Here is a 22,746-nt window from a genome sequence, read left to right as displayed (position 1 = left end):
CGACCGACGTTCTTGCTTAAAACACCCAGCGCTCTTGAGTCGGCAGCTCGCCCAGGGTGGAATCCTGGTCGGCCACACGCAATTGCGGGGCGGTTACATCGGCGCTACGGGTGCCAATGGAACTGAAATGGGTCTGGGTCGTTACCGGACGGTCGAACGATGGGGCGTGCTGCTGACTCTGCTGCCATTGCTGCAACTGCTGGCCTGCAATCAGCGTGACCATCAGGGCCAGGCTGGCAAACAGCCCTTGTTGCAAGCGCAGTGGCGATACACGCAGTTGGCTGAGGCTTTGGCGAGTCATGCTGCATTTCTCCCACATTCTGATTATTCGTTGGGATAGCTATTGCAGAGCGCATGCCAGCTTTTTTATAAAATAAAAACCAATAAAATCAATAAGTTAAATATATGCACTAGGTCAATCGCCCAGCATCCTGCACGATGCCCTCTACTACGCCGTGCGAAATGCACGATGGTCAGTGGTCGGATGAAGGGATAGAAAGCACGGAGGGTGGTGCCGAAGGGGCAGACAGCATGAAAACGCTGTAAGGCGGGACTTCGCAGGAAGCCGCGCAGATAGCTGCACGACATCGCCTTTTATCGATCAGAATAAACCATGCAACTTGCCCGATTATTCCGGGACTAAACACCATCATTTATATAGTTAAGGAGCGCGGGACAGATGGAATCAGCCAAGGAACTTCAAGGCCGCATTCTTTTAGTGGATGACGAGTCCGCGATCCTCCGCACCTTCCGTTATTGCCTGGAAGATGAAGGCTACACCGTCGCCACCGCCAACAGCGCCGCCCAGGCCGATGCCCTGATGCAACGCCAGGTGTTCGACCTGTGCTTCCTGGACCTGCGCCTGGGTGAAGACGATGGCCTGGTGGTATTGGCCCAGATGCGTATCCAGGCACCGTGGATGCGCGTGGTGATCGTAACCGCCCATTCCGCCGTGGATACCGCCGTGGACGCAATCCAGGCCGGTGCCGCCGACTACCTGGTCAAGCCTTGCAGCCCCGACCAACTTCGCCTGGCCACCGCCAAACAGCTGGAAGTACGCCAACTTTCCGCGCGCCTGGAAGTATTGGAAGGCGCCGTACGCCAGCAGAAAGACGGCCTCGACTCCCACAGTCCGTCAATGATGGTTGTGCTTGAAACCGCACGCCAGGTGGCGGGTACCGATGCCAACATCCTGATCCTCGGCGAGTCCGGCACGGGTAAAGGCGAACTGGCCCGGGCCATTCACGGCTGGAGCAAGCGCGCGAAGAAATCCTGCGTGACCATCAACTGTCCGTCGCTGACGGCAGAACTGATGGAAAGCGAGCTGTTCGGCCATAGCCGTGGCGCCTTTACCGGCGCCAGTGAGAGCACGTTGGGCCGAGTCAACCAGGCGGACGGCGGTACGCTGTTTCTCGACGAGATCGGCGACTTTCCCCTCACTCTGCAACCCAAGTTGCTGCGATTTATCCAGGACAAGGAGTATGAGCGCGTGGGCGACCCGGTCACCCGTCGCGCCGATGTGCGTATCCTGGCCGCCACCAACCTGAACCTGGAAGACATGGTGCGCGACGGTCGCTTCCGGGAAGACTTGCTGTATCGCCTCAACGTCATCACCTTGCACCTGCCACCGCTGCGCGAGCGCAGTGAAGACATCCTCACCCTGGCAGACCGCTTCCTGGCGCGCTTCGTCAAGGAATACGCCCGCCCGGCGCGGGGCTTCAGTGATCAGGCGCGCGAAGCACTGCTCAACTATCGCTGGCCAGGCAATATCCGCGAACTGCGCAACGTGGTGGAACGCGCCAGCATCATCTGCCCACAGGAAAAGGTCGAAATCATCCACCTCGGCATGGCCGAACAACCGACCAATAACGCCCCGCGCATTGGCGCGGCGTTGAGCCTGGACGAGCTGGAGAAAGCCCATATCGGCGCCGTACTGGCCACCAGCGATACCCTGGACCAGGCCGCCCGCACCCTCGGCATCGACGCGTCGACCCTGTACCGCAAACGCAAACAGTACAACCTGTGAGCTGCACCCTATGAAGCTAGCGATGAAACTGCGCACTCGATTGTTCCTGAGTATCTCAGCGCTGATCACCGTCGCCCTGCTGGGTCTGATCCTGGGTCTGGTCAGCGTCATGCAAATGGCCAAGACCCAGGAGTCCCTGATTCGCAGCAACTTCGTCACGCTGGACCTGGGGCTCAAGCTGCGCCAAAGCCTGGGCGACCAATTGATCATGATGCTGGAACATCGCCCCGATCCGCAGGCATTGCAAAGCTCCAAGCAGCATTACTTCGACCTGCTGGACCAAGGCATCGCCCATGAGCAACGCGACGGCCATAGCCACGGCTTCAGCCAGGCGCGAGCCCAATACCAGGACCTGCTGGACGCCTTCGAGCAATCCCAGCAGGCGTCGCCACCACCGGGCAGCAAGGAAAAACTCACCGAAACCTTCAATGTGCTGCGCAACGGGCTGATTGCCGAACATAAGCAGGCCTTGGAAAACATCAGCACCAGCGAACACAAATCCCGCGCACGCGCCTTGCTGATCGCCGGTTTGCTGGGGTTGGTGGGCCTTGCCGTGCTGATCATCGGATTTGTCACGGCCCATGGCATCGCCCGGCGATTTGGCGGCCCGATCGAAGCGCTGGCAAAAGCAGCGGACAAGATCGGCCAGGGCGATTTTGAAGTGACGCTGCCGCTCTCTTCGGCAGCGGAAATGAACCTGTTGACCCGTCGCTTCGGCCTTATGGCCGAGGCGGTGCGCCAGCATCAGGCGACTAATGTTGACGAGTTGCTGGCCGGCCAGCAGCGCCTGCAAGCCGTGCTCGACAGCATCGACGACGGCCTGCTGATGATTGACCGCCAAGGCCGCCTGGAGCATCTCAATCCGGTTGCACAACGCCAATTGGGCTGGGACGAGGAACGCCTCGGCCAAGGCCTTGGCGAAGCCCTGGTGCGCCCGGAGCTGGATGAACAACTGCAACTGGTGTTGCGCGGCGGCACTCTGGAGCGCGCGCCGGAGGACCTGGAAGTCGAAGTCGAGGGCGAACTGCGCCTGCTGACCTACAGCCTCACCCCTGTCAGCCATACCCAGGGACATATCCTTGGCGCGGTGATGGTGCTGCATGACGTCACCGAACAGCGCGCCTTCGAACGGGTGCGCAGCGAATTCGTCTTGCGCGCCTCCCATGAACTGCGCACGCCGGTGACCGGCATGCACATGGCGTTCGGCCTGTTCCGTGAACGCGCGAAGTTCCCGCCGGAATCCCGTGAAGCGGACCTGCTGGATACGGTCAACGAAGAAATGCAGCGCCTGATGCAGTTGATCAACGACCTGCTCAATTTCTCGCGCTACCAGAATGGCCTGCAGAAACTCACCTTGGGCCCCTGCGACGTGACCGATCTGCTCGAACACGCCCGCGCGCGCTTTGTGGAGCCCGCCAATGCGCAACACATCGAACTGTTGGTAGAAGTGCAATCCGACCTGCCACGGCTGTATGCCGACCAGGCGCAATTGGAACGGGTGCTCGACAACCTGTTGGGCAATGCCCTGCGTCATACCGCCGACGGTGGGCAAATTCGCCTGCAGGCGCGACGTCATGGCGAGCGGGTGATTATCAGCGTCGAAGACAACGGCGAAGGTATCGCTTATGGCCAGCAAGGGCGCATCTTCGAACCCTTTGTCCAGGTTGGGCGCAAGAAGGGCGGCGCCGGCCTGGGGCTGGCGCTGTGCAAGGAGATCGTGCAATTGCACGGCGGCCGCATGGGGGTGTATTCGCGGCCGGGGCAGGGCACCCAGTTCTATATGGCGCTGCCCTTGTAGGCGCCAGCTTAGCGCCGGTTCAGGGCACGCAGGATGGCAGCACTTTCGGCATCCGGCACGCCATCGAACCGGGATGGCCGGAAGCGCATCTGGAACGCCGCGATCACATGGCGCGTGGCGACATCCAACTCACCCGTCTGGGGTGTCGGGTAACCGAGGAGCGCCAATTCTTCCTGGAACCAGGTAATGCTCGGCAATTCAGCGGCATACTGCACCTGGAAACGGGCGACGGCCTGGGCATCCGGCCACACACTCAGGCCTTCATCGGCCAGGCGCTTCCAGGGGAACAGCGGCCCCGGATCGAGCTTTCGCAGCGGCGCGATATCGCTATGGCCGATGATGTTCCTGGGGTCGATGCCATTGCGCTTGCTGATGTCCTTGAGCAGCACCACCAGCGATTTCACCTGGGCCTCCGAGTACGGGTACCACAAGCGGCCTGTGGGGGTGTCCTTGTAGCCAGGGTTTACGATCTCGATGCCGATGGAGCTGGAGTTGAGCCAGGTACGCCCCATCCACTCGCTTTCTCCCGCATGCCAGGCACGTTGGCTCTCATCCACCAGCTTGTAGATGGTGGCACCGGCGTCGTCACCGATCAGGTAATGAGCGCTGACCTGGCCGTGGGTCAGCAGGGCGAGGGAACGCTCAAGGTTGGTGGAGGTGTAGTGCACGACCACGAACTGCACGCGATTGTCGTGGTTCGCCGAAGGGTGGCGGGTGTCCAGGCGCGGACCACTGGCGCAGCCGGCGAGCAGAAGAAATACACAGGCGAAGTACAAGGATTTCATGGCGGAAGACAGTACGCTGAAGACGATAATGCAACAGTGTAACGTACCGTTTGTGGCCAGCGGTCAAATTACACGATGGAACGCCTTTTACGCGGCCTGCACCTGATTACGCCCAGCCGCCTTGGCCCGATACAACGCCTCGTCGGCTCGCTTGAGCGCCAGCTCACTGCGCTCACCCGGCTGCAGTTGCGCCACGCCCATGGACACGGTAATCGTCACCGGCTCGCCCTTGAAGTGGAATGGGCAGGCGGCAATCGCGGCACGCAGTACTTCCCCCACTGCCAGGGCGTCCGAAAGGGTTGAGTCAGGCATCAGCAACACAAACTCCTCACCGCCAAAACGCGCGATAAAGTCACTGGGGCGCAGGCGCTTACGCAGGACGTTGGCGATGATTTTCAGCACCTTGTCACCCGCCAGATGGCCGTAGCCATCGTTGATGCGCTTGAAGTGATCCAGGTCCAACATCGCCAGCGACAGGCTATTGCCACGCTGGTGCCAGGCATTGACCTCATGGTCCAGACGCTCGCTCCAGGCCGCACGGTTAGGCAAACCGGTGAGCGGATCGACCAGGGCCTTCTGGCGTTGCACCTCCAGGTGCTCACGGTAACCCTGGGCTTCCTGCTCCATATTGGCGACCCGCTCGGCCAAGCCTTTCAGGCGCGCCGCCACTTCCTGCTCGCGCTGGTCACGTTGTTGCTGGTGCTCGTCCATGGTCCCGAGCAAACCCTCCAGATGGCTTTCGAGCACCTGCTTGAGGCTGTCCAGGTCCGCGGCTTCCTGGACACTGCTTTGCAGGCCGTCGACCTGTTCGCGAATCTGCGTGTCCAGCTCCCTGGCAGCGGAGCGGCTGTCGGCATGGCCGTCGCTGGCCACCTGCAGATGGCCCTGGAAGGCTTCAAGGCGTTCGTTGAGCTGTTTGAGGTAAGCCTCAAACTCGTGCTGGCCGCTGTCGGTGATCGCCAGCATCAGCACCGCCAGGTCATCGAGGATCGGCAGCAATTCGTACCAATTCAAGCCGTGGGCCAAGCGTTCACGCATGGCTTCGGCCTGGGGCCGATGGCGCTCGGGCAGGGCCAGCTCCTCCAGCAGGCCGATCAGGGTGTCTTCGATGTGCTTGGCCACGGAGCTGTACGATGGCTCCGGTGAATCCGGCAGGGAGTAGAGGCCATCCGATTGAAGTTCGTCGGGGTCCGGTTCTTCGACGTCAAGAACCGGAGGGAACGAGAGGCTGCCGATCACCGTCTCCTGCGGCGCCTCGACGGCAACCTGCGGCGTTTCGATAAAGGCGGCGAGCGCGCTTTCGGTGGCGGGCTCTTGCAACTGCGGCTCAGGCTCCCAGGGCTCGACAGGTGCTGGAGATACGTCGACAGCCGCAGCTACTGCGGCCCTTTGGGCAGGCGCCTCGTACACAAACTTTTCACTGGCGACATCGGCGGCCTTGGCGGGCGCTGCGGCTTCGGGCTGCGCGGCAAGCGGCGCCTGAGGCGGCGGCGCAAAGGCCCGCAACGCTTGCGTCAACTCGTCGGACTGCTCGGGCTCCTCGGGCTCGGCGGCGGGCTTGGGGGCAACAGGGGCCGGCGGCGGACTGGGGATGGGCTCGCTGGCCGGCGCCTCGCTCGAAGCGTCCTTGGCCCCAAACAGGCGTTGCAACAAACCCGGCCCGGGACGCACGGTTTCACCGTCCGGCTCCAGGTTATCCAGCGCCTGCCCTTGCAGGCTGCTCAACTCGCTGAGCAATAAGGGAATCTCGCGCGCCTGACTGACGCGGCCATCCAACTGCTTGGCAAAGGTTTTCAGCGGACGGGCGACCTCACGGGGCAGCGGCAGCTTTTGCAACTGCGTGACCAGGGAGGTCAGTGCGGTGCTCATCTGGTCGATCCGGGTTTCGCGGCGCTGCTCCGAATCCAGTACCGCCTTCTCCAGGCGCGGCAGCAAGGCGGCGAGGGCGGCGTCCATGTCGTCGGTACGCACGACGTCGCGCATTTCCTTCATGCACTGGTCAACCGCGCGGTCGGTGCCTTCTGCCGCCAGTGTGCTGCGCACCAGCCCACGACGCAGCAGGTCGAGGCGGGCAGCCCAACGGCGTTCGAGCTTTTCTTGTTGCTCGATGCTTAACAGGTATTTTTCTTTCCAGCGCTGGGCGTCGTCGCTCATGCAAGGGGTCCGCGAGGGCCGGGGCTCAACGCGGGCAATGCATCAGCCGTGAGCGAACCCGGCAGACGAATCTCTACCGCGACTGGCAGGTGATCGGAGATGGGCTGCGCCAATACCTGCACACTCTCGAGTGTGAGGGTCGGGCTGAGCAGGATATGGTCAAGACAGCGTTGCGGGCGCCAGCTGGGGAACGTGGCTTCGACTTGCGGCGCCAGTAACCCGAGGTCACGCAACGGGGAATTCAGCAGGAGGTCGTTCGCATGGGTGTTCATGTCACCCATCAACACCTGATGCTTGTAGTTGCCAATCAGGTCGCGCACGTAGGCTAACTGCAGGTTGCGCGTACGCCCCCCGAGCGCCAGGTGCATCATCACCACCACCAAGGCCTCAGGCCCTTCGCCAAAACGCACGAGAATCGCCCCGCGCCCCTTGGGGCCCGGCAATGGGTGATCTTCGATGGAGGTGGGCTTCAAACGACTGAGCACACCATTACTGTGCTGCGCCAGGCGTCCGAGGTTGCGATTGAGCTGCTGGTACCAGTACGGGAAGGCCCCGAGGTGCGCCAGGTGTTCGACCTGATTGATATAGCCGGAACGCATGCTGCCGCCGTCGGCTTCCTGCAGGGCGACCAGGTCGAAATCATTCAACAGGTCGCCGATCTTCTGCAGGTTACCGGCCCGGCCGTTGTGGGGCAGCAAATGCTGCCAGCCCCGGGTGAGGTAGTGCCGGTACTTCTCGGTGCTGTTGCCCACCTGGATATTGAAGCTGAGCAGGCGCAGGCGGTTGTCTGCCGGCAAACCTGTGGACTCCAGGTGATGTTCGTTGACCTGCGGTTCACGCAGGCCAACCACACGTTCAGTACCCCAGCGGCGCATGAGGAGCCCCTTACTTGGCTGCGCGTTCTTTGGCGATCAACTGGTCGGCAACGTTGAGGGTCGCTTCAGGACCACCGGTAGTGCCCAGGTCGAAACGGTACTTGCCGTTGACAATCATGGTTGGTACGCCTTGCACGCCGTACTTCTGCGCCAGCTCCTTGGCCTGCTTGATCTGGCCCTGGATCGCGAAGGAGTTGAAGGTGGCCAGGAACTTGTCCTTGTCGACGCCTTGGGTAGCAATGAAGTCAGCCATTTCGTCCGGCTTGGTCAGGCGCTTGCCTTGTTTCTGGATGGCGTCGAATACCGCGTTGTGGACCTTGTGCTCCACCCCCATGGCTTCCAGGGTCAGGAACAGTTGGCCGTGTGCATCCCATGGGCCGCCGAACATGGCGGGGATGCGCTTGAAGTTCACGTCCTTGGGCAGCTTCTCGACCCAAGGATTGATGACCGGCTCAAAAGCGTAGCAATGCGGGCAGCCGTACCAGAACAGCTCCACCACCTCGATCTTGCCCGGTACCGAAACCGGCACTGGGTTGGCCAATTCAACGTAGGTTTTACCGGCTTCAAGCGGCACATCGGCAGCTTGCGCGGTCATGCCGAAAAGGCTGGCAGTGACGAGAGCGGCGCTGAGGATCAGATTACGCATGCTTTACTCCTGGACAAATAAAGTCGCCTCACGCGACCTTTGTTGTGACAGGTCTACGCGGGCATGAGTTCGTTAGTGTAACGGCAGCGGCCACAAAAAAGGGCGGCCTAAGCCACCCTTTTTATGCTTGCATCGATGGATTAATCGAGCGTTAACGTTGCCGGGGCACTTAGTGCAGGCCCTGGATGTAGCTGGAGACGGCGGCAATGTCCTCGTCACTCAGCTTGCGGGCGATGGTGCGCATGATTGCCGCGTCGCCATCATTGGCTCGCCCTGCCTCTTCCTTACGGAAATCGGTCAGTTGCTTGGCAATGTAAGTGGCGTGCTGGCCGCTCAGGTGCGGGAAGCCGGCGGCGGCTATGCCCGCGCCATTGGGCGAGTGGCAACCGGTGCAGGCAGGCAGGCCTTTATCCAGGTCACCGCCGCGGAACAGTTTCTCACCACGGGCCACCAGTTTCGGATCAGCAGCTCCCACACTGCCTTTCTGGCTGGCAAAATACGCCGCGATATCCGCCAGGTCCTGATCACTGAGGTTGGTCAGCAGGCCGGTCATTTCCAGGACCGTGCGCTTGCCATCCTTGATGTCGTGCATCTGCTTGGTCAGGTAACGCTCACCCTGGCCGGCCAATTTGGGGAAGTTCGGCGCCGGGCTGTTACCATCCGGCCCATGGCAGGCACCACATACGGCGGCTTTCGCTTGACCGGCAGTGGCATCACCTTTAAGGGGGCCCTCTGCGGCGACGGCAACACCGGTGATGCCCAAGGTCAACAGCAGACTCACGATCAGTTTGTTCATCAGCTAATCCAACTACGGCTAAGGGTTTAAGAGTTATCTACCGGGTTTACTCACCATCAACTCAATGATGGCCTGGTAATCCTCGGTACTGCAGTCCATGCACAAACCACGCGGCGGCATTGCCTTGAAACCCTGGGTCACGTGTTGCACCAGCGTGTCCATGCCCTGCGCCAGTCTTGGCGCCCAGGCTGCCTGGTCACCCCGTTTCGGGGCGTTCGGCAGTTGGCCGGCATGGCAAGCCACGCAAACTCGGTTGTACACCGCTTCCGGATCCTGTGTAGCCTGAGCGCCATACAGCGGAACCAGGGCACCGAAAGCGAGCAACCATCGGGTCATACATCGACCTTTTCAGGGTTTGAGAGCGTTTTGCGTTCTAATGCGCAATAAAGGTCTATCGCTCCCGTGAACTTCATCCTTCGCTGGGACAAAGCACACACAAAATCTGCGGCATTATATACTGGCGCTACTGAAACGGAAACGACACCGCTTGCCGCACCCTTTTTCGGCACCGCCCACATCGGAAATCTCATGCAACTCAAGAACCCCATCCTCGGCCTGTGCCAACAGTCCACCTTCATGCTCAGCGCCGCCAAAGTTGACCAATGCCCCGATGACGAAGGCTTTGAAGTCGCCTTTGCCGGTCGCTCCAACGCCGGTAAATCCAGCGCACTGAACACCCTGACCCACGCCAGCCTCGCGCGCACCTCGAAAACCCCGGGCCGCACGCAGTTACTCAACTTCTTCAAGCTAGACGATGATCGGCGTCTGGTCGACCTGCCGGGCTACGGTTATGCAAAAGTACCTATCCCGCTGAAGCTGCACTGGCAGCGTCACCTGGAGGCTTACCTGGGTGGCCGCGAGAGTTTGAAGGGGTTGATCCTGATGATGGACATCCGTCATCCAATGACCGACTTCGACCTGCTGATGCTGGATTGGGCGGTCGCCAGCGGCATGCCGATGCATATCCTGCTGACCAAGGCCGACAAGCTCACCTACGGCGCCGCCAAGAACACCCTGCTTAAAGTGCAGTCCGAAATCCGCAAGGGTTGGGGTGACACAATCACCATCCAGCTGTTCTCGGCCCCCAAGCGCATGGGCCTGGAAGATGCCTATACCGTGCTGGCCGGCTGGATGGAGTTGGCTGACAAAGGCGCGGAACTCGCGGAGTAACTTTTCTGCGGGCAAAAAAAACCCCGGACTTCGTATGGGGAGGGGAAGTTCGGGGTTCAAGTACCGGACCGCTAGGGCGGGGTCCGGATATCTGCCAACACTTAACACAACATAGGAGCATTGAAGGGCTTCACCACCCATTCAGTAACTCTGAGTAGCAGTTCACAGGTTAAGTTCCGGCAGGTTCAAAAAACTATTGGAAATAACTGAAGCGGATTTCCGATCTAAAGCATTCCGCCACCACGCTCGGTGGTGGCGATGCCGCGAAATCAGTGCGCTTCGTCCCAGTTGTCGCCTACGCCAACGTCCACCACCAACGGCACATCCAACTGCGCCGCCGCACTCATGTGCTCGCGAATCTTCTCGCTGACCTCGGCCACCAGATCCTCACGCACCTCCAGCACCAATTCATCGTGTACCTGCAGGATCACCTTGGCATCCAGGCCCGACGCGGTCAGCCAGCTATCCACCAGCACCATGGCTTTCTTGATGATATCCGCCGCCGTGCCCTGCATCGGCGCGTTGATCGCCGTGCGTTCTGCGGCCGCGCGCTCCTGGGGCTTGTTGGAGTTGATATCCGGCAAATACAGCCGACGTCCGAAGAAGGTTTCCACGTAGCCTTGATCGGCAGCCTGGGCGCGGGTGCGCTCCATGTACTCGCGAACGCCTGGGTAGCGGGCGAAGTACACATCGATGTAAGCCTTGGCGGTCTTGGTATCGACACCGATGTCCTTGCCGAGCTTCTGTGCCCCCATGCCGTAGATCAGGCCAAAGTTGATCGCCTTGGCACTGCGACGCTGATTGGAGGTGACCTCAGCCAATTCGACCTTGAACACCTCGGCCGCCGTGGCGGTATGCACATCCAGGTCGTTACGGAACGCATTCATCAGCCCCTCGTCCTTGGACAGGTGCGCCATGATCCGCAGTTCGATCTGCGAATAGTCCGCTGCCAGCAGTTTGTAGCCCTTGGGCGCGACAAATGCCTGGCGGATGCGTCGCCCTTCGGCGGTGCGCACCGGGATGTTCTGCAGGTTCGGGTCGCTGGAAGACAGCCGCCCGGTCGCCGCCACCGCCTGATGGTAAGAGGTGTGAACACGCCCGGTCCGCGGGTTGATCTGCTCCGGCAAGCGGTCGGTGTAAGTGCTTTTCAGCTTGCTCATGCTGCGGTACTGCATCAGTACCTTGGGCAGCGGATAGTCATCTTCGGCCAGCTTGGCCAGCACTTCCTCTGCCGTGGATGCCTGGCCCTTGCCCGTCTTTTTCAGCACCGGCAGGCCGAGTTTCTCGTAGAGAATCGCGCCGAGCTGCTTGGGCGAACCCAGGTTGAATGCTTCGCCGGCGATCTCGAACGCCTGGCGCTCCAGTTCGACCATCTTGTTGCCCAGCTCGATGCTCTGGACACCGAGCAGCTGCGCATCCACCAGCGCGCCCTGGCGTTCGATACGCGCCAGCACCGGTACCAGGGGGATTTCGATGTCCGTCAACACACTTGCCAGGCTCGGTATGGCGGTGAGCTGTGCGTACAGTGCCTGATGCAGGCGCAGCGTCACGTCGGCATCCTCGGCGGCATAGGGGCCAGCCTGTTCGAGCGGGATCTGGTCGAAGGTGAGCTGCTTGGCGCCTTTGCCGGCGATGTCCTGGAAACTGACGGTGTCGTAGTCCAGGTACTTCTTGGCCAGGCTGTCCATGTCATGGCGGGTCGCAGTGGAATTCAACACGTAGGATTCAAGCATGGTGTCGAACGCGATACCGCGCACGCTGATGCCATTCGCCGGGTCGCCGCCAATGGCACAGTTGGCCAGGATATTCATGTCGAACTTGGCGTGCTGGCCGACCTTGAGCTTGCTCGGGTCTTCCAATAATGGCTTCAAGGCCAGCAGCACGGTGTCGCGATCCAGCTGCTGCGGCGCACCGATGTAGGAATGGGTCAGCGGGATGTAGGCGGCTTCATGGGGCTGCACGGCGAAGGAAACCCCCACCAGTTGCGCCTGTTGAGCGTCGATCCCGGTGGTTTCGGTGTCGAAAGCGAACAACGTCGCGTCGTTGAGCTTCTTCAGCCAGGCATCGAATGTGGCTTGGTCAAGGATCGTGGTGTAGGTCGTTTCTGCGGGTGCCGCAGGAGTAGCTTCAATAACCTCTTCGGCAACAGGCGCGGCCTTGAGCTCCACTCGCTTGGCATCGCGCTGAATCTCATCGAACCAGCTCTTGAACTCCAGCAGGGTGTAAAGCTCCAGCAACTTTTCGCGATCCGGTTCAATCAGGTGCAAATCGTCCAGACCCACGTCCAGCGGCACATCGATCTTGATCGTCGCCAACTGATAGGAGAGGAATGCCATCTCCTTATGCTCTTCCAGCTTCGCCGGCAGCGTCTTGGCACCCCGGATCGGCAGGCTCGGCACAATATCCAACTGCTCATAAAGTTCTTTGAGGCCGCCGTTCACCCCCACCAGCAAGCCGGAAGCGGTCTTCGGACCAATGCCCGGAACGCCCGGGATGTTGTCGGACGAATCGCCCATCAACGCCAGATAGTCGATGATCTGCTCCGGAGCGACGCCAAATTTCTCCTTTACGCCCTCGATGTCCATCGAGCTACCGGTCATGGTGTTGACCAGGGTAATGTGCCCGTCGACCAACTGCGCCATGTCCTTATCGCCGGTGGAGATCACCACCGGACGGTCAGCGGCGGCACTGCTGCGGGCCAGGGTGCCGATCACGTCATCGGCCTCGACGCCTTCGACGCACAGCAAAGGGAAGCCCAGGGCGATCACGCTCTGGTGCAGGGGCTCGATTTGCACGCGCATGTCATCGGGCATGCTTGGGCGGTTGGCCTTGTATTCGGCGTACATGTCATCGCGAAACGTCCCACCCTTGGCGTCGAACACTACCGCGAACGGGCTGTCCGGGTACTGCTTGCGCAGGCTTTTGAGCATGTTCAACACGCCCTTGACCGCACCGGTCGGCAGGCCTTTGGAGGTGGTCAGCGGTGGCAGCGCGTGGAACGCGCGGTACAGGTAAGACGAACCGTCCACCAGGACGAGGGGGGCTTGGCTCATGAGCAGGATCAACCTTTTCGGCGGGTCAGGCGCTAGAATAGCCGGACCAATGAAAACAAAGGGACAAGGTTATCATGCGTACATTCAATCGCCTGCTGTTGACCGGCCTGATTGCACTCGCTCCGATGGCTGCCATGGCGGCAGACGGCGCGCCTTCGGGTGATCCGGAAGTGACCATTCGCACGGAAGGCGACCGGACCATCCAGGAGTACCGTCAAAACGGTTTCCTGTATGCAATCAAGGTGACCGTAAAAGGCGCACCGCCGTATTTCCTGGTACGCGCGGACGGAACCGACGCGAACTTCATCCGCTCTGACCAGCCGGATATGCTGATCCCGTCATGGAAGATCTTCGAATGGAAATGATTTCTTAACTTCAATTGGCGCCGCGCACCGCGGCGCCCGTACTGGCAGTTTTAACCATGTCTGTGTTCACCCCCCTGGCTCGGCCCGAGCTGGAAACCTTTCTCGCCCCCTACGGGCTCGGCCGCCTGCTTGACTTCCAGGGGATTGCCGCTGGTAGCGAAAACACCAATTTCTTTATCAGCCTGGAACAGGGCGAGTACGTCCTGACCCTGGTTGAGCGCGGCCCCGTGCAGGAAATGCCGTTCTTCATCGAACTGCTCGACGTGCTCCACGACGCCGACCTGCCGGTGCCCTACGCTCTGCGCACCACCGATGGCGTGGCCCTGCGCGAATTGGCCGGCAAACCGGCACTGCTGCAACCGCGCCTGGCCGGCAAGCACATCAAGGAGGCCAACCCACAGCATTGCGCCCAGGTCGGCGACCTGCTCGGCCATCTGCACTTGGCGACGCAGGGCGAGAAGGTGCTGGAGCGCAAGACCGATCGCGGGCTGGATTGGATGCTCAGCGAAGGTGCGCAGCTGATTTCGCACCTGGACGATGCGCAGCAAAGCCTGCTGCAAGCAGCATTGACTGAAATCGAGGCCCATAAGGCCGAGATCCTCGCCCTGCCACGCGCCAACGTGCACGCCGACCTGTTCCGTGACAACGCGATGTTCGAGGGCACGCACCTGACGGGTCTGATCGACTTCTACAATGCCTGCTCGGGCCCGATGCTGTACGACGTGGCGATCGCCCTGAATGACTGGTGTTCGGACGCCGATGGCGTGATTGATGGCCCGCGCGCCCGTGCGCTGCTGGGTGCCTACGCGGGCCTGCGGCCGTTCACGGCCAAGGAGGCCGAGCTATGGCCGACCATGCTGCGGGTGGCGTGCGTGCGGTTCTGGCTGTCGCGCCTGATCGCCGCTGAATCGTTTGCCGGGCAGGATGTGTTGATCCACGATCCCGCCGAGTTCGAGCATCGGTTGACGCAGCGTCAGCAGGTCAGCGTCCACCTGCCATTCGCGCTCTAAGGACCAACCCGGTCAAAATGTGGGAGCAAGCCCCCTCCCACATTTGATCTGCGCTGCGGCTTATAACGACTCCAGGCAACCTGCCAAGTCATTCCCCAATTTCTCCAGCACCTGCTCATAACCCTGGGCCGTGGCCGGGGTGTAGCCGCCCAGCGCATCCAATTCCGCCAGCTTCACCGGCAAACCTGCCACCAGGGTTTCGGCCAAACGCGGACGCAACGGCGGCTCACTGAACACACAGGTCTTGCCCACTTCCTGCAAACGCGTACGCATCGCCGCCACATGCTGGGCGCCAGGCTGCACTTCGGCAGCAACGCTGAACACGCCGGTGTGCTTGAGTCCGTAGGCGTCTTCGAAGTAATCAAAGGCTTCGTGGAACACGAAGTAAGGTTTGTCACCGATGCTCGCCAGGCGTTTTTTCAGGCGCGCATCCAGTGCATCAAGGCGCTCGTCGAAAGCCTTGGCATTACTCTGATAACGCGCGGCGTTCACGGGGTCGGCTGCACTGAGGTCAGCGGCCATACGCGCTGCGATCACCCGAGCGTTCACCGTGGACAGCCACAGGTGCGCATCCAGGCTCCCCGGGCGGTGATCATGGTCATGTTCGTCGGCATCGTCGGCGTGGGAATGGCTATCTTCGGCGAACCTACGCAATTTCAGCCCGGGCAGGTCTTGAACCGCTACGGTCGGTGCGGTACGCCCCTTGAGCACGCGAGGCAGGAAGCCCTCCATGTCCGGCCCGATCCAATACAGCAGATCGACCGACTGCACACGCCGTACGTCGGATGGGCGCAAGGCGAAGTTATGGGGCGATGCACCCGGCGGCAGCAACACCTCCGGAACCGCCACACCGTCCTGCACGGCAGCGGCAATCAACTGCAATGGCTTGATGCTCGTGAGCACCTTGACCTCGGCCTGAGCGGCGCCAGCGAGGAACAAACTGGTGACAAATACGACAAAAACGGGAAAAAGTCGGGACACGATGACCACTCAATGACGTAGGAACGGGTAACATAATAACGTCTCTATCAAATATCTGTCGCCGCTCATGCCTAAAACACCGCTTGCCAGCCGTCCACACGACCACTCTCACTGCGTGCATACCGCGCTGTCGGAGGCCGACACCCTGTGCGCACAGAAAGGCTTGCGCCTGACCGCCCTGCGTCGCCGGGTGCTGGAACTCGTCTGGCAGAGCCATAAGCCCCTGGGTGCCTACGACATCCTGGGCGTGCTCAGCGAGCAGGACGGCCGCCGCGCCGCGCCGCCGACCGTGTACCGCGCGCTGGATTTCCTGCTGGAAAACGGCCTGGTGCACCGCATTGCCTCGCTCAACGCTTTTGTCGGCTGCAACCACCCGGAACACGCGCATCAGGGCCAGTTCCTGATCTGCCGCGAGTGCCACGCCGCCATCGAGCTTGAACAAAAGAGCATCAGCGACGCCATCATCAAGAGCTCCGCCGACGTAGGCTTCCGGGTCGAAGGGCAGACGGTCGAAGTGGTCGGCCTGTGCTCGGGCTGCCAGGGGGCTTGATGAGCAATGCGTTAATTCGCCTGGAGCAGGTCGGCGTCACGTTTGCCGGGCAAAACGTGCTGGACAACATCGCGTTGAGCGTCGAGCCGGGGCAGATCGTCACCCTGATCGGCCCCAATGGCGCCGGCAAGACCACCCTGGTGCGCGCCGTACTCGGCCTGCTCAAGCCCGACACCGGCAGCGTGTGGCGCAAGCCCAGGCTGCGCGTGGGCTACATGCCGCAAAAGCTGCACGTTGATCCGACCCTGCCCTTGTCTGTACTGCGGTTTTTGCGCCTGGTACCCGGTGTGGACCGCGCCCGCGCGCAGGCCGCCCTCAAGGAAGTCGGTGCCGAGCAGGTCATCGACAGCCCGGTGCAAAGCATCTCCGGCGGCGAAATGCAGCGTGTGCTGCTGGCCCGTGCCCTGTTGCGCGAGCCCGAGTTGCTGGTGCTGGATGAACCCGTGCAGGGCGTCGACGTCGCCGGCCAGGCCGACCTGTACAGCCTGATTACCCGCCTGCGCGACCGCCATGGCTGCGGCGTGCTGATGGTCTCCCATGACTTGCACTTGGTGATGAGCACCACCGACCAGGTGGTATGCCTCAACCGCCACGTGTGCTGCTCCGGCCACCCGGAACAAGTCAGCAGCGACCCGGCGTTCGTCGAGCTGTTCGGCAAGAACGCCCAGAGCCTGGCGATCTATCACCACCATCACGACCATGCCCATGACCTGCATGGCGCTGTCGTAGACGATCCCGCGACGCCCCACACCCACGTTCATGGAGATAGCTGCAAGCATGGCTGATTTTCTGCTTTACGCCCTGCTGGCAGGCTTGGCTCTGGCGCTGGTGGCGGGCCCACTGGGCTCGTTCGTGGTCTGGCGGCGCATGGCGTACTTTGGCGACACCTTGTCCCACGCCGCGCTGCTGGGCGTGGCCATGGGCTTCCTGCTGGATGTGAGCCCGACCATCGCCGTGACCGTGGGCTGCCTGCTGCTGGCGGTGCTGCTGGTGACCCTGCAACAGCGCCAGCCACTGGCCTCGGACACCCTGCTGGGCATCCTGGCGCCAAGCACGCTGTCCCTGGGCCTGGTGGTGCTGAGCTTTATGCATGAAGTGCGCATCGACCTGATGGCCTATCTGTTCGGCGACCTGCTGGCGATCAGCCCCACCGATCTTGCCTGGATTCTCGGCGGCAGCGCCGCCGTATTGGTGCTATTGGTCGCCCTGTGGCGCCCACTGCTGGCCATCACGGTGCATGAAGAACTGGCCAGGGTCGAAGGTTTGCCCGTACCAGCGTTGCGCATGGCCCTGATGCTGCTGATTGCCGTGGTGATCGCTGTCGCGATGAAGATTGTCGGCGTATTGTTGATCACGTCGCTGTTGATCATTCCCGCCGCCGCCGCCCAGCGCCACGCCCGCTCACCGGAGCAGATGGCGATCGGTGCCAGCCTGTTGGGGATGCTGGCAGTGTGCGGGGGCCTGGCGTTGTCATGGTTCAAGGACACGCCTGCCGGACCGTCGATTGTAGTCACGGCGGCCGCCCTGTTTCTGCTGAGTTTTGTCCTGCCCCGTCGAGGGGTGTAGACTTGCTCGCTTTTTGCGCAAATAGAGAGTCGCAGGAATGAAGCTGTTCACCTCCCGTTATCTGCTCCTTGCCGCGTTTTCCCTGCTGCTGGGCGCCTGTCAAAGCACACCGCCCGCCGCCCCAGAGGCCCCGGATCCGCGTGCTGCGGCCATCGCGCAGCTGGAGCAAAACCTGGCCAGCAGTGAGCTGGCCACCGCCGAAGACCAACTGGCCGCACTGCAGGCCCAGTCGCCCAATGACCCGACGCTGGAACCCTACCAACGGCAATTGGCCGAGGCTTACCTGCAGCGCAGCCAGATCGTGCTGCAAAAAGGCGATGTAAACGCCGCCGCCACCGCCCTGAGCCGTGCCCGCGCGCTGATGCCCAAGGCGCCGGCGCTGACCGGTGGCGTCAACAGCGCCATCACCCACGCCCGTAAAGTCGAGCTGGATAAAGCCGAAGAGGCCCTCAAGGCCGCCGAAGCCAAGCCCGCTGCCAAGGTCATCGACCCGGCCGCGCCAAGCACCACCGTGGCGCTGAACCTCACTGATATTGAAGCGCTGCGCCATCAGCTGGATGCGATTGCCACCGATGTGGTGAATTACCAGTGTGATGTGACGATCCAGGCGCCACGCACCCAGGATTACCCGTGGCTGGCCACGTTGCTGACCAAACGGGTGAAGCGTATTGATTCAGGGTATGACCTGAAGATTCACCGGCAGATTCTGAAACATATTTCGGCGCAGGTTGTGCTGACTCCGCGCAAGGCGGAATAACGCATCGGGGGCAAGCCCCTCTCACATTTGAATTGTGAGAGGGGCTTGCCCCCGATAGCGATCCAACAAGCAACCAATAAATTAAGCCGGAATCGCCTTAGCCTTCGGCTCACGATCCCAAACCCGATGCTGTGCAATCGCGGCAAAAAACGCCTTGAACGCCTTAGCATCCGACCCCACGATCAACCCCGCATCCGTCTCCAGCTTCAGCAGATCCAGCAGTGGCTTCGCGTCACTGGCAACCGCAATCGCCTTCAGGTGTTTGTAGGCTTCCAGAACGTAATGCAGCGCCACACCATCACCGCTCAGTGCTTTCACCGACTCTTTTCCGCCCGGGATAAACACGGCGTCAAACGCAATCGACGGCATGCCTTCCATCGACGCATCCACCGGCAGGCTCTTGCCATCGGCCGTCTTCACCGGCGCCGAGGTCGGCCCCAGCAACTTGGCATGGGCACCTTCTGCCGCCAGGGCTTTTTTCAGCGCATCGATAGCCGCGCCATCCACACCGTCAGCCGCGAGAATCGCGACTTTGCGCGTCTTGATATCGCCGGACAGCAGGTTCACCTGGCTCAATGCCGGCGACTCTTTCAGCGAAGACTCACGCGGCGCTACCGTGCCTTTGGTCGGCGCCGGCAGACCAAGGTTCTGCGCCACGCGCTTGGCCAGTTCCAGATCGATATTGGCCAGAATCTCGTTGACCTGTCGCGCGCGGATAAACTCACGCTCCACCTTGCCCAACTCAAAGCTGTAGGCCGCGATGATGTGCTCTTTCTCATGGTGGCTCATGCTGTGGAAAAACAGTGCAGCCTGGGAGAAGTGGTCGCCAAATGACTCACTGCGCTCACGCACCTTATTGGCATCGACGCGCTCGTAATAGGTTTCGAAACCACCATCCTGGGCAGCCGGCGGCGTTTCTTTCGGCCAACCACCATCAATCGAATTCGGCTCGTACGCGGCTCGGCCCTTGTCGATCACGGTGCGATGCTGGGCGTCGCGCTGGCCGTTGTGGAAAGGTACTACCGGCCGGTTGATCGGCAGCTCATGGAAGTTCGGCCCACCGAGACGGCTGATCTGCGTATCCGTGTAGGAAAACAGACGACCTTGCAGCAACGGGTCGTTGGTGAAGTCGATACCCGGCACGATGTGGCCCGGGCAAAACGCGACCTGCTCGACTTCGGCAAAGAAGTTATCCGGGTTGCGGTTCAGCACCATCTTGCCCAGCGGTGTGATCGGCACCAGTTCCTCGGGGATGATCTTGGTCGGATCGAGCAGGTCAAAGTCGAACTTATGCTCGTCTTCTTCCGCAACGATCTGCACACCCAACTCCCACTCAGGGTAGTCGCCGCTTTCAATCGCCTCCCACAGGTCACGACGGTGGTAATCGGTATCTTTACCGGCAAGCTTTTGCGCTTCGTCCCACACCAGGGAGCAGGTGCCGACCTTCGGGTGCCAGTGGAACTTCACAAAGCTCGACTTACCTTCGGTATTGATCAAGCGGAAGGTGTGGATGCCAAACCCCTGCATGGCACGCAGGCTTTTTGGAATGGCACGGTCAGACATCGCCCAGATCACCATGTGCGCCGACTCCGGCTGCAACGAAACAAAATCCCAGAACGTATCGTGGGCCGAGCCGCCGGTAGGAATTTCGTTGTGCGGCTCAGGTTTTACCGCATGCACAAAGTCGGGAAACTTGATCGCATCCTGAATGAAAAACACCGGCATGTTGTTGCCGACCAGGTCGAAGTTGCCCTCGTCGGTGAAGAACTTCACCGCGAAACCGCGCACGTCACGCACCGTATCGCCCGAACCACGCGGGCCCTGCACGGTGGAGAAACGCACGAACACCGGGGTTTTATGCTCGGGGTTACGCAGGAAACCTGCCTTGCTCAGCGCGGAATGGTTTTCATAGGTCTGGAAATAGCCATGGGCGCCGGTGCCCCGGGCATGCACGATGCGCTCGGGGATACGCTCATGGTCAAAGTGCGTGATTTTTTCACGCATGATGAAGTCTTCCAGCAGCGAGGGGCCGCGGGCACCGACTTTCAAGGTGTTCTGGTTGTCGGAGATCTTCACGCCTTGGTTGGTACGCAGGGCCTGGCCGGTCGCATCGGAACGGAATTCCTCCAGTGCTTGCAGCTTGGCGTTGGTGTTGCCACGGTCCAGGGTGTCGGTGCCTGCAAGTTCACTCTTCGACGGGGTGGCTGGCTTCTTGGTACTCATCAGTCAAAACTCCTTATTCAAAGTGGCCAGAGCGGTCCCCGGCTCGTTTGAGCAAAACCCCAGGCACGGCACCTGGGAAATCGAGTTGCTTAAGTAGTGACTGACACGGTTTTCTGCCGTTCCTTTTTTATGACCTTTGATCGCGTTATTGCCAAATCACTGGTTGAATGCGAAATAAATGCTAAGAAACGCTATACGGACAGGCTAAAATGCGCGCCCGGCTAACCGCTGATCCCTTTTCAATGCGCCCCACAAGGTTCGCTACGTGATCGAGTTTCAAAACGTCCATAAAACCTACCGCGTCGCCGGTAAGGATATTCCCGCGCTGTACCCCACCAGCCTGCGCGTCGACAACGGCCAGGTGTTTGGCCTGATCGGCCACTCGGGTGCAGGTAAAAGCACGCTGCTGCGCCTGATCAACCGTCTGGAAGAACCCAGTGGCGGCCAGATCACGGTGGACGGCGAAGAAGTCACCGCCCTGGACGCCAACGGCCTGCGCCGTTTCCGCCAGCAGGTCGGGATGATCTTCCAGCACTTCAACCTGCTGGCGTCCAAGACCGTTGCCGACAACGTGGCCCTGCCACTGACCCTGGCCGGCGAATTGTCGCGCAAGGACATCGACCAACGTGTCGCCGAGCTACTTGCCCGCGTCGGCCTGTCGGACCACGCCAGGAAGTACCCGGCGCAGTTGTCCGGTGGCCAGAAGCAACGCGTCGGCATTGCCCGCGCCCTGGCGACCAAGCCGAAAATCCTGCTGTGCGACGAGGCCACCAGCGCCCTCGACCCGCAAACCACCGCCTCGGTCCTGCAACTGCTGGCCGAGATCAATCGCGAGTTGAAACTGACCATCGTGCTGATCACCCATGAAATGGATGTGATCCGCCGCGTATGCGACCAAGTCGCCGTGATGGATGCCGGCGTGATCGTCGAGCAAGGCTCGGTGGCCGACGTGTTCCTGCACCCCAAGCACCCGACCACCAAGCGCTTCGTGCAGGAAGCCGAGCAGGTCGATGAAGGCGAGCAGCGCGATGACTTCGCCCATGTACCGGGTCGCATCGTACGGCTGACGTTCCAGGGCGAAGCGACCTACGCGCCACTGCTGGGCACCGTCGCCCGGGAAACGGGGGTGGACTACAGCATCCTCGCCGGCCGCATCGACCGCATCAAAGACATCCCCTACGGGCAACTGACCCTTGCGGTCACCGGCGGTGACATGGAAGCGGCCTTTGCCCGCTTTACCGCCGCAGACGTCCACATGGAGGTGCTGCGCTGATGGACGTTTTCTTGAGTTTCTTCGCCAATATCGACTGGTCCGAAATCTGGCTCGCCACCGGCGACACCATGATCATGCTGTTCGGTTCGCTGTTCTTCACCGTGGTATTGGGCCTGCCTTTGGGCGTGCTGCTGTTCCTGACCAGCCCACGCCAGCTGTTCGAGCAAAAAGGCCTGTACGCGCTGCTGTCGCTGATCGTGAACATCCTGCGCTCGCTGCCGTTCATCATCCTGCTGATCGTGATGATCCCGTTCACTGTGCTGATCACCGGTACCTCCCTGGGCGTAGCGGGGGCGATCCCGCCGCTGGTCGTAGGGGCCACGCCATTCTTCGCGCGCCTGGTGGAAACCGCCTTGCGTGAAGTGGACCGCGGCATCATCGAGGCCACCCAGTCCATGGGCGCCAGCACCCGCCAGATCATCATCAACGCTCTGCTGCCCGAAGCACGCCCCGGCATCTTCGCGGCGATAACGGTGACGGCGATTACCCTGGTGTCCTACACGGCCATGGCCGGTGTTGTCGGCGCCGGCGGCCTGGGTGACCTGGCGATCCGGTTCGGTTACCAGCGCTTCCAGACCGACGTGATGGTGGTCACCGTGGTAATGCTGTTGATCCTGGTGCAAATTCTGCAAACCGTCGGCGACAAGCTGGTGGTGCACTTTTCTCGAAAATAACGGCCATTGCCGGTCAAAAGCCGGCACATGCCCGAACAAGGAGC

The 22,746-nt window shown here is 61.2% G+C and carries 21 protein-coding genes; 11 read left to right on the top strand and 10 right to left on the bottom strand.

Annotation, left to right across the window (positions count from 1 at the left end):
* Nucleotides 1-16: 16 nt before the first annotated feature.
* Nucleotides 17-301, bottom strand: coding sequence for a hypothetical protein (locus C8K58_RS08280; RefSeq protein ID WP_027608021.1), 285 nt, complete (start codon nt 299-301; stop codon nt 17-19).
* 378 nt (nt 302-679) lie between these two features.
* Here C8K58_RS08280 and algB point away from each other — a divergent pair, with 378 nt between their 5' ends.
* Complete coding sequence (gene algB, locus C8K58_RS08275) at nt 680-2,026, top strand: sigma-54-dependent response regulator transcription factor AlgB (protein ID WP_027608022.1); 1,347 nt, start codon at nt 680-682, stop codon at nt 2,024-2,026.
* Between the two features lie 10 nt (nt 2,027-2,036).
* Nucleotides 2,037-3,824 (top strand): KinB sensor domain-containing domain, encoded by a 1,788-nt coding sequence (locus tag C8K58_RS08270; RefSeq protein ID WP_108573566.1) that lies wholly within the window; start codon nt 2,037-2,039, stop codon nt 3,822-3,824.
* 8 nt (nt 3,825-3,832) lie between these two features.
* Here the strand turns inward: C8K58_RS08270 and C8K58_RS08265 are convergent, their stop codons facing one another.
* The 6 genes from C8K58_RS08265 to C8K58_RS08235 form a co-directional block, all read right to left on the bottom strand.
* Entirely contained in the window at nt 3,833-4,609 is a 777-nt protein-coding gene (locus tag C8K58_RS08265; RefSeq protein ID WP_027608024.1) for an N-acetylmuramoyl-L-alanine amidase, read from the bottom strand.
* Between the two features lie 87 nt (nt 4,610-4,696).
* Complete coding sequence (locus tag C8K58_RS08260) at nt 4,697-6,763, bottom strand: GGDEF domain-containing protein (RefSeq protein WP_108573565.1); 2,067 nt, start codon at nt 6,761-6,763, stop codon at nt 4,697-4,699.
* Nucleotides 6,760-7,638 (bottom strand): endonuclease/exonuclease/phosphatase family protein, encoded by an 879-nt coding sequence (locus C8K58_RS08255; protein WP_027608026.1) that lies wholly within the window; start codon nt 7,636-7,638, stop codon nt 6,760-6,762. The genes C8K58_RS08260 and C8K58_RS08255 overlap by 4 nt, the downstream gene beginning before the upstream one ends.
* A 10-nt stretch (nt 7,639-7,648) precedes the next feature.
* The gene (gene dsbA, locus C8K58_RS08250; RefSeq protein WP_027608027.1) at nt 7,649-8,284 is read right to left on the bottom strand and encodes a thiol:disulfide interchange protein DsbA; all 636 of its coding nucleotides are present in this window, start codon (nt 8,282-8,284) and stop codon (nt 7,649-7,651) included.
* Between the two features lie 169 nt (nt 8,285-8,453).
* Nucleotides 8,454-9,080 carry a cytochrome c4 gene (locus C8K58_RS08240; RefSeq protein ID WP_027608028.1) on the bottom strand — a complete coding sequence of 209 codons (627 nt, stop codon included), beginning with the start codon at nt 9,078-9,080 and terminating at the stop codon, nt 8,454-8,456.
* A gap of 33 nt (nt 9,081-9,113) precedes the next feature.
* Nucleotides 9,114-9,416 (bottom strand): cytochrome c5 family protein, encoded by a 303-nt coding sequence (locus C8K58_RS08235; RefSeq protein WP_027608029.1) that lies wholly within the window; start codon nt 9,414-9,416, stop codon nt 9,114-9,116.
* A 192-nt stretch (nt 9,417-9,608) separates the two neighbouring features.
* Here C8K58_RS08235 and yihA point away from each other — a divergent pair, with 192 nt between their 5' ends.
* Entirely contained in the window at nt 9,609-10,250 is a 642-nt protein-coding gene (gene yihA, locus C8K58_RS08230; RefSeq protein ID WP_027608030.1) for a ribosome biogenesis GTP-binding protein YihA/YsxC, read from the top strand.
* 269 nt (nt 10,251-10,519) lie between these two features.
* Here yihA and polA read toward each other — a convergent pair whose 3' ends face one another.
* Nucleotides 10,520-13,303, bottom strand: a complete 2,784-nt coding sequence (polA, locus tag C8K58_RS08225; RefSeq protein WP_108573563.1) for a DNA polymerase I — start codon at nt 13,301-13,303, stop codon at nt 10,520-10,522.
* A 74-nt stretch (nt 13,304-13,377) separates the two neighbouring features.
* Between polA and C8K58_RS08220 the strand changes: the two genes are divergently transcribed.
* Both C8K58_RS08220 and C8K58_RS08215 read left to right on the top strand, forming a co-directional pair.
* Nucleotides 13,378-13,668, top strand: coding sequence for a DUF2782 domain-containing protein (locus tag C8K58_RS08220; protein WP_027608032.1), 291 nt, complete (start codon nt 13,378-13,380; stop codon nt 13,666-13,668).
* Nucleotides 13,669-13,724: 56 nt separating this feature from the next.
* Nucleotides 13,725-14,678 carry a homoserine kinase gene (locus tag C8K58_RS08215; RefSeq protein WP_027608033.1) on the top strand — a complete coding sequence of 318 codons (954 nt, stop codon included), beginning with the start codon at nt 13,725-13,727 and terminating at the stop codon, nt 14,676-14,678.
* Between the two features lie 60 nt (nt 14,679-14,738).
* Here C8K58_RS08215 and C8K58_RS08210 read toward each other — a convergent pair whose 3' ends face one another.
* Nucleotides 14,739-15,668 carry a zinc ABC transporter substrate-binding protein gene (locus C8K58_RS08210; RefSeq protein WP_043293815.1) on the bottom strand — a complete coding sequence of 310 codons (930 nt, stop codon included), beginning with the start codon at nt 15,666-15,668 and terminating at the stop codon, nt 14,739-14,741.
* A 58-nt stretch (nt 15,669-15,726) separates the two neighbouring features.
* Here C8K58_RS08210 and zur point away from each other — a divergent pair, with 58 nt between their 5' ends.
* The 4 genes from zur to C8K58_RS08190 are packed head-to-tail and all read left to right on the top strand — an operon-like array spanning nt 15,727 to nt 18,532.
* Nucleotides 15,727-16,209, top strand: a complete 483-nt coding sequence (gene zur / locus C8K58_RS08205; protein ID WP_026136513.1) for a zinc uptake transcriptional repressor Zur — start codon at nt 15,727-15,729, stop codon at nt 16,207-16,209.
* The gene (gene znuC, locus C8K58_RS08200; RefSeq protein WP_108573561.1) at nt 16,209-16,994 is read left to right on the top strand and encodes a zinc ABC transporter ATP-binding protein ZnuC; all 786 of its coding nucleotides are present in this window, start codon (nt 16,209-16,211) and stop codon (nt 16,992-16,994) included. The genes zur and znuC overlap by 1 nt, the downstream gene beginning before the upstream one ends.
* Nucleotides 16,987-17,775 carry a zinc ABC transporter permease subunit ZnuB gene (znuB, locus tag C8K58_RS08195; RefSeq protein WP_027608036.1) on the top strand — a complete coding sequence of 263 codons (789 nt, stop codon included), beginning with the start codon at nt 16,987-16,989 and terminating at the stop codon, nt 17,773-17,775. Before znuC ends, znuB begins: the two co-directional genes overlap by 8 nt.
* A gap of 37 nt (nt 17,776-17,812) precedes the next feature.
* Nucleotides 17,813-18,532, top strand: a complete 720-nt coding sequence (locus C8K58_RS08190; protein WP_108573559.1) for a PA5502 family lipoprotein — start codon at nt 17,813-17,815, stop codon at nt 18,530-18,532.
* Nucleotides 18,533-18,613: 81 nt separating this feature from the next.
* Here the strand turns inward: C8K58_RS08190 and katE are convergent, their stop codons facing one another.
* Nucleotides 18,614-20,755 (bottom strand): catalase HPII, encoded by a 2,142-nt coding sequence (gene katE, locus C8K58_RS08185; RefSeq protein ID WP_027608038.1) that lies wholly within the window; start codon nt 20,753-20,755, stop codon nt 18,614-18,616.
* A gap of 265 nt (nt 20,756-21,020) precedes the next feature.
* Between katE and C8K58_RS08180 the strand changes: the two genes are divergently transcribed.
* Both C8K58_RS08180 and C8K58_RS08175 read left to right on the top strand, forming a co-directional pair.
* The gene (locus C8K58_RS08180) at nt 21,021-22,028 is read left to right on the top strand and encodes a methionine ABC transporter ATP-binding protein (RefSeq protein ID WP_092488102.1); all 1,008 of its coding nucleotides are present in this window, start codon (nt 21,021-21,023) and stop codon (nt 22,026-22,028) included.
* The gene (locus C8K58_RS08175) at nt 22,028-22,702 is read left to right on the top strand and encodes a methionine ABC transporter permease (protein WP_098480654.1); all 675 of its coding nucleotides are present in this window, start codon (nt 22,028-22,030) and stop codon (nt 22,700-22,702) included. The genes C8K58_RS08180 and C8K58_RS08175 overlap by 1 nt, the downstream gene beginning before the upstream one ends.
* Nucleotides 22,703-22,746 lie beyond the last annotated feature (44 nt).

This window comes from Pseudomonas sp. GV047, from assembly GCF_003058245.1.
Classification (GTDB): Bacteria; Pseudomonadota; Gammaproteobacteria; order Pseudomonadales; family Pseudomonadaceae; genus Aquipseudomonas; species Aquipseudomonas marginalis.
This window is presented reverse-complemented; position numbering and strand designations above follow the sequence as displayed.

Bases quoted from the DNA above. Each gene is read 5' to 3' on its own strand.
- C8K58_RS08280 (WP_027608021.1), bottom strand. From the start codon at position 301: ATGACTCGCCAAAGCCTCAGCCAACTGCGTGTATCGCCACTGCGCTTG.
- algB (WP_027608022.1), top strand. From the start codon at position 680: ATGGAATCAGCCAAGGAACTTCAAGGCCGCATTCTTTTAGTGGATGAC.
- C8K58_RS08270 (WP_108573566.1), top strand. From the start codon at position 2,037: ATGAAGCTAGCGATGAAACTGCGCACTCGATTGTTCCTGAGTATCTCA.
- C8K58_RS08265 (WP_027608024.1), bottom strand. From the start codon at position 4,609: ATGAAATCCTTGTACTTCGCCTGTGTATTTCTTCTGCTCGCCGGCTGC.
- C8K58_RS08260 (WP_108573565.1), bottom strand. From the start codon at position 6,763: ATGAGCGACGACGCCCAGCGCTGGAAAGAAAAATACCTGTTAAGCATC.
- C8K58_RS08255 (WP_027608026.1), bottom strand. From the start codon at position 7,638: ATGCGCCGCTGGGGTACTGAACGTGTGGTTGGCCTGCGTGAACCGCAG.
- dsbA (WP_027608027.1), bottom strand. From the start codon at position 8,284: ATGCGTAATCTGATCCTCAGCGCCGCTCTCGTCACTGCCAGCCTTTTC.
- C8K58_RS08240 (WP_027608028.1), bottom strand. From the start codon at position 9,080: ATGAACAAACTGATCGTGAGTCTGCTGTTGACCTTGGGCATCACCGGT.
- C8K58_RS08235 (WP_027608029.1), bottom strand. From the start codon at position 9,416: ATGACCCGATGGTTGCTCGCTTTCGGTGCCCTGGTTCCGCTGTATGGC.
- yihA (WP_027608030.1), top strand. From the start codon at position 9,609: ATGCAACTCAAGAACCCCATCCTCGGCCTGTGCCAACAGTCCACCTTC.
- polA (WP_108573563.1), bottom strand. From the start codon at position 13,303: ATGAGCCAAGCCCCCCTCGTCCTGGTGGACGGTTCGTCTTACCTGTAC.
- C8K58_RS08220 (WP_027608032.1), top strand. From the start codon at position 13,378: ATGCGTACATTCAATCGCCTGCTGTTGACCGGCCTGATTGCACTCGCT.
- C8K58_RS08215 (WP_027608033.1), top strand. From the start codon at position 13,725: ATGTCTGTGTTCACCCCCCTGGCTCGGCCCGAGCTGGAAACCTTTCTC.
- zur (WP_026136513.1), top strand. From the start codon at position 15,727: ATGCCTAAAACACCGCTTGCCAGCCGTCCACACGACCACTCTCACTGC.
- znuC (WP_108573561.1), top strand. From the start codon at position 16,209: ATGAGCAATGCGTTAATTCGCCTGGAGCAGGTCGGCGTCACGTTTGCC.
- znuB (WP_027608036.1), top strand. From the start codon at position 16,987: ATGGCTGATTTTCTGCTTTACGCCCTGCTGGCAGGCTTGGCTCTGGCG.
- C8K58_RS08190 (WP_108573559.1), top strand. From the start codon at position 17,813: ATGAAGCTGTTCACCTCCCGTTATCTGCTCCTTGCCGCGTTTTCCCTG.
- katE (WP_027608038.1), bottom strand. From the start codon at position 20,755: ATGAGTACCAAGAAGCCAGCCACCCCGTCGAAGAGTGAACTTGCAGGC.
- C8K58_RS08175 (WP_098480654.1), top strand. From the start codon at position 22,028: ATGGACGTTTTCTTGAGTTTCTTCGCCAATATCGACTGGTCCGAAATC.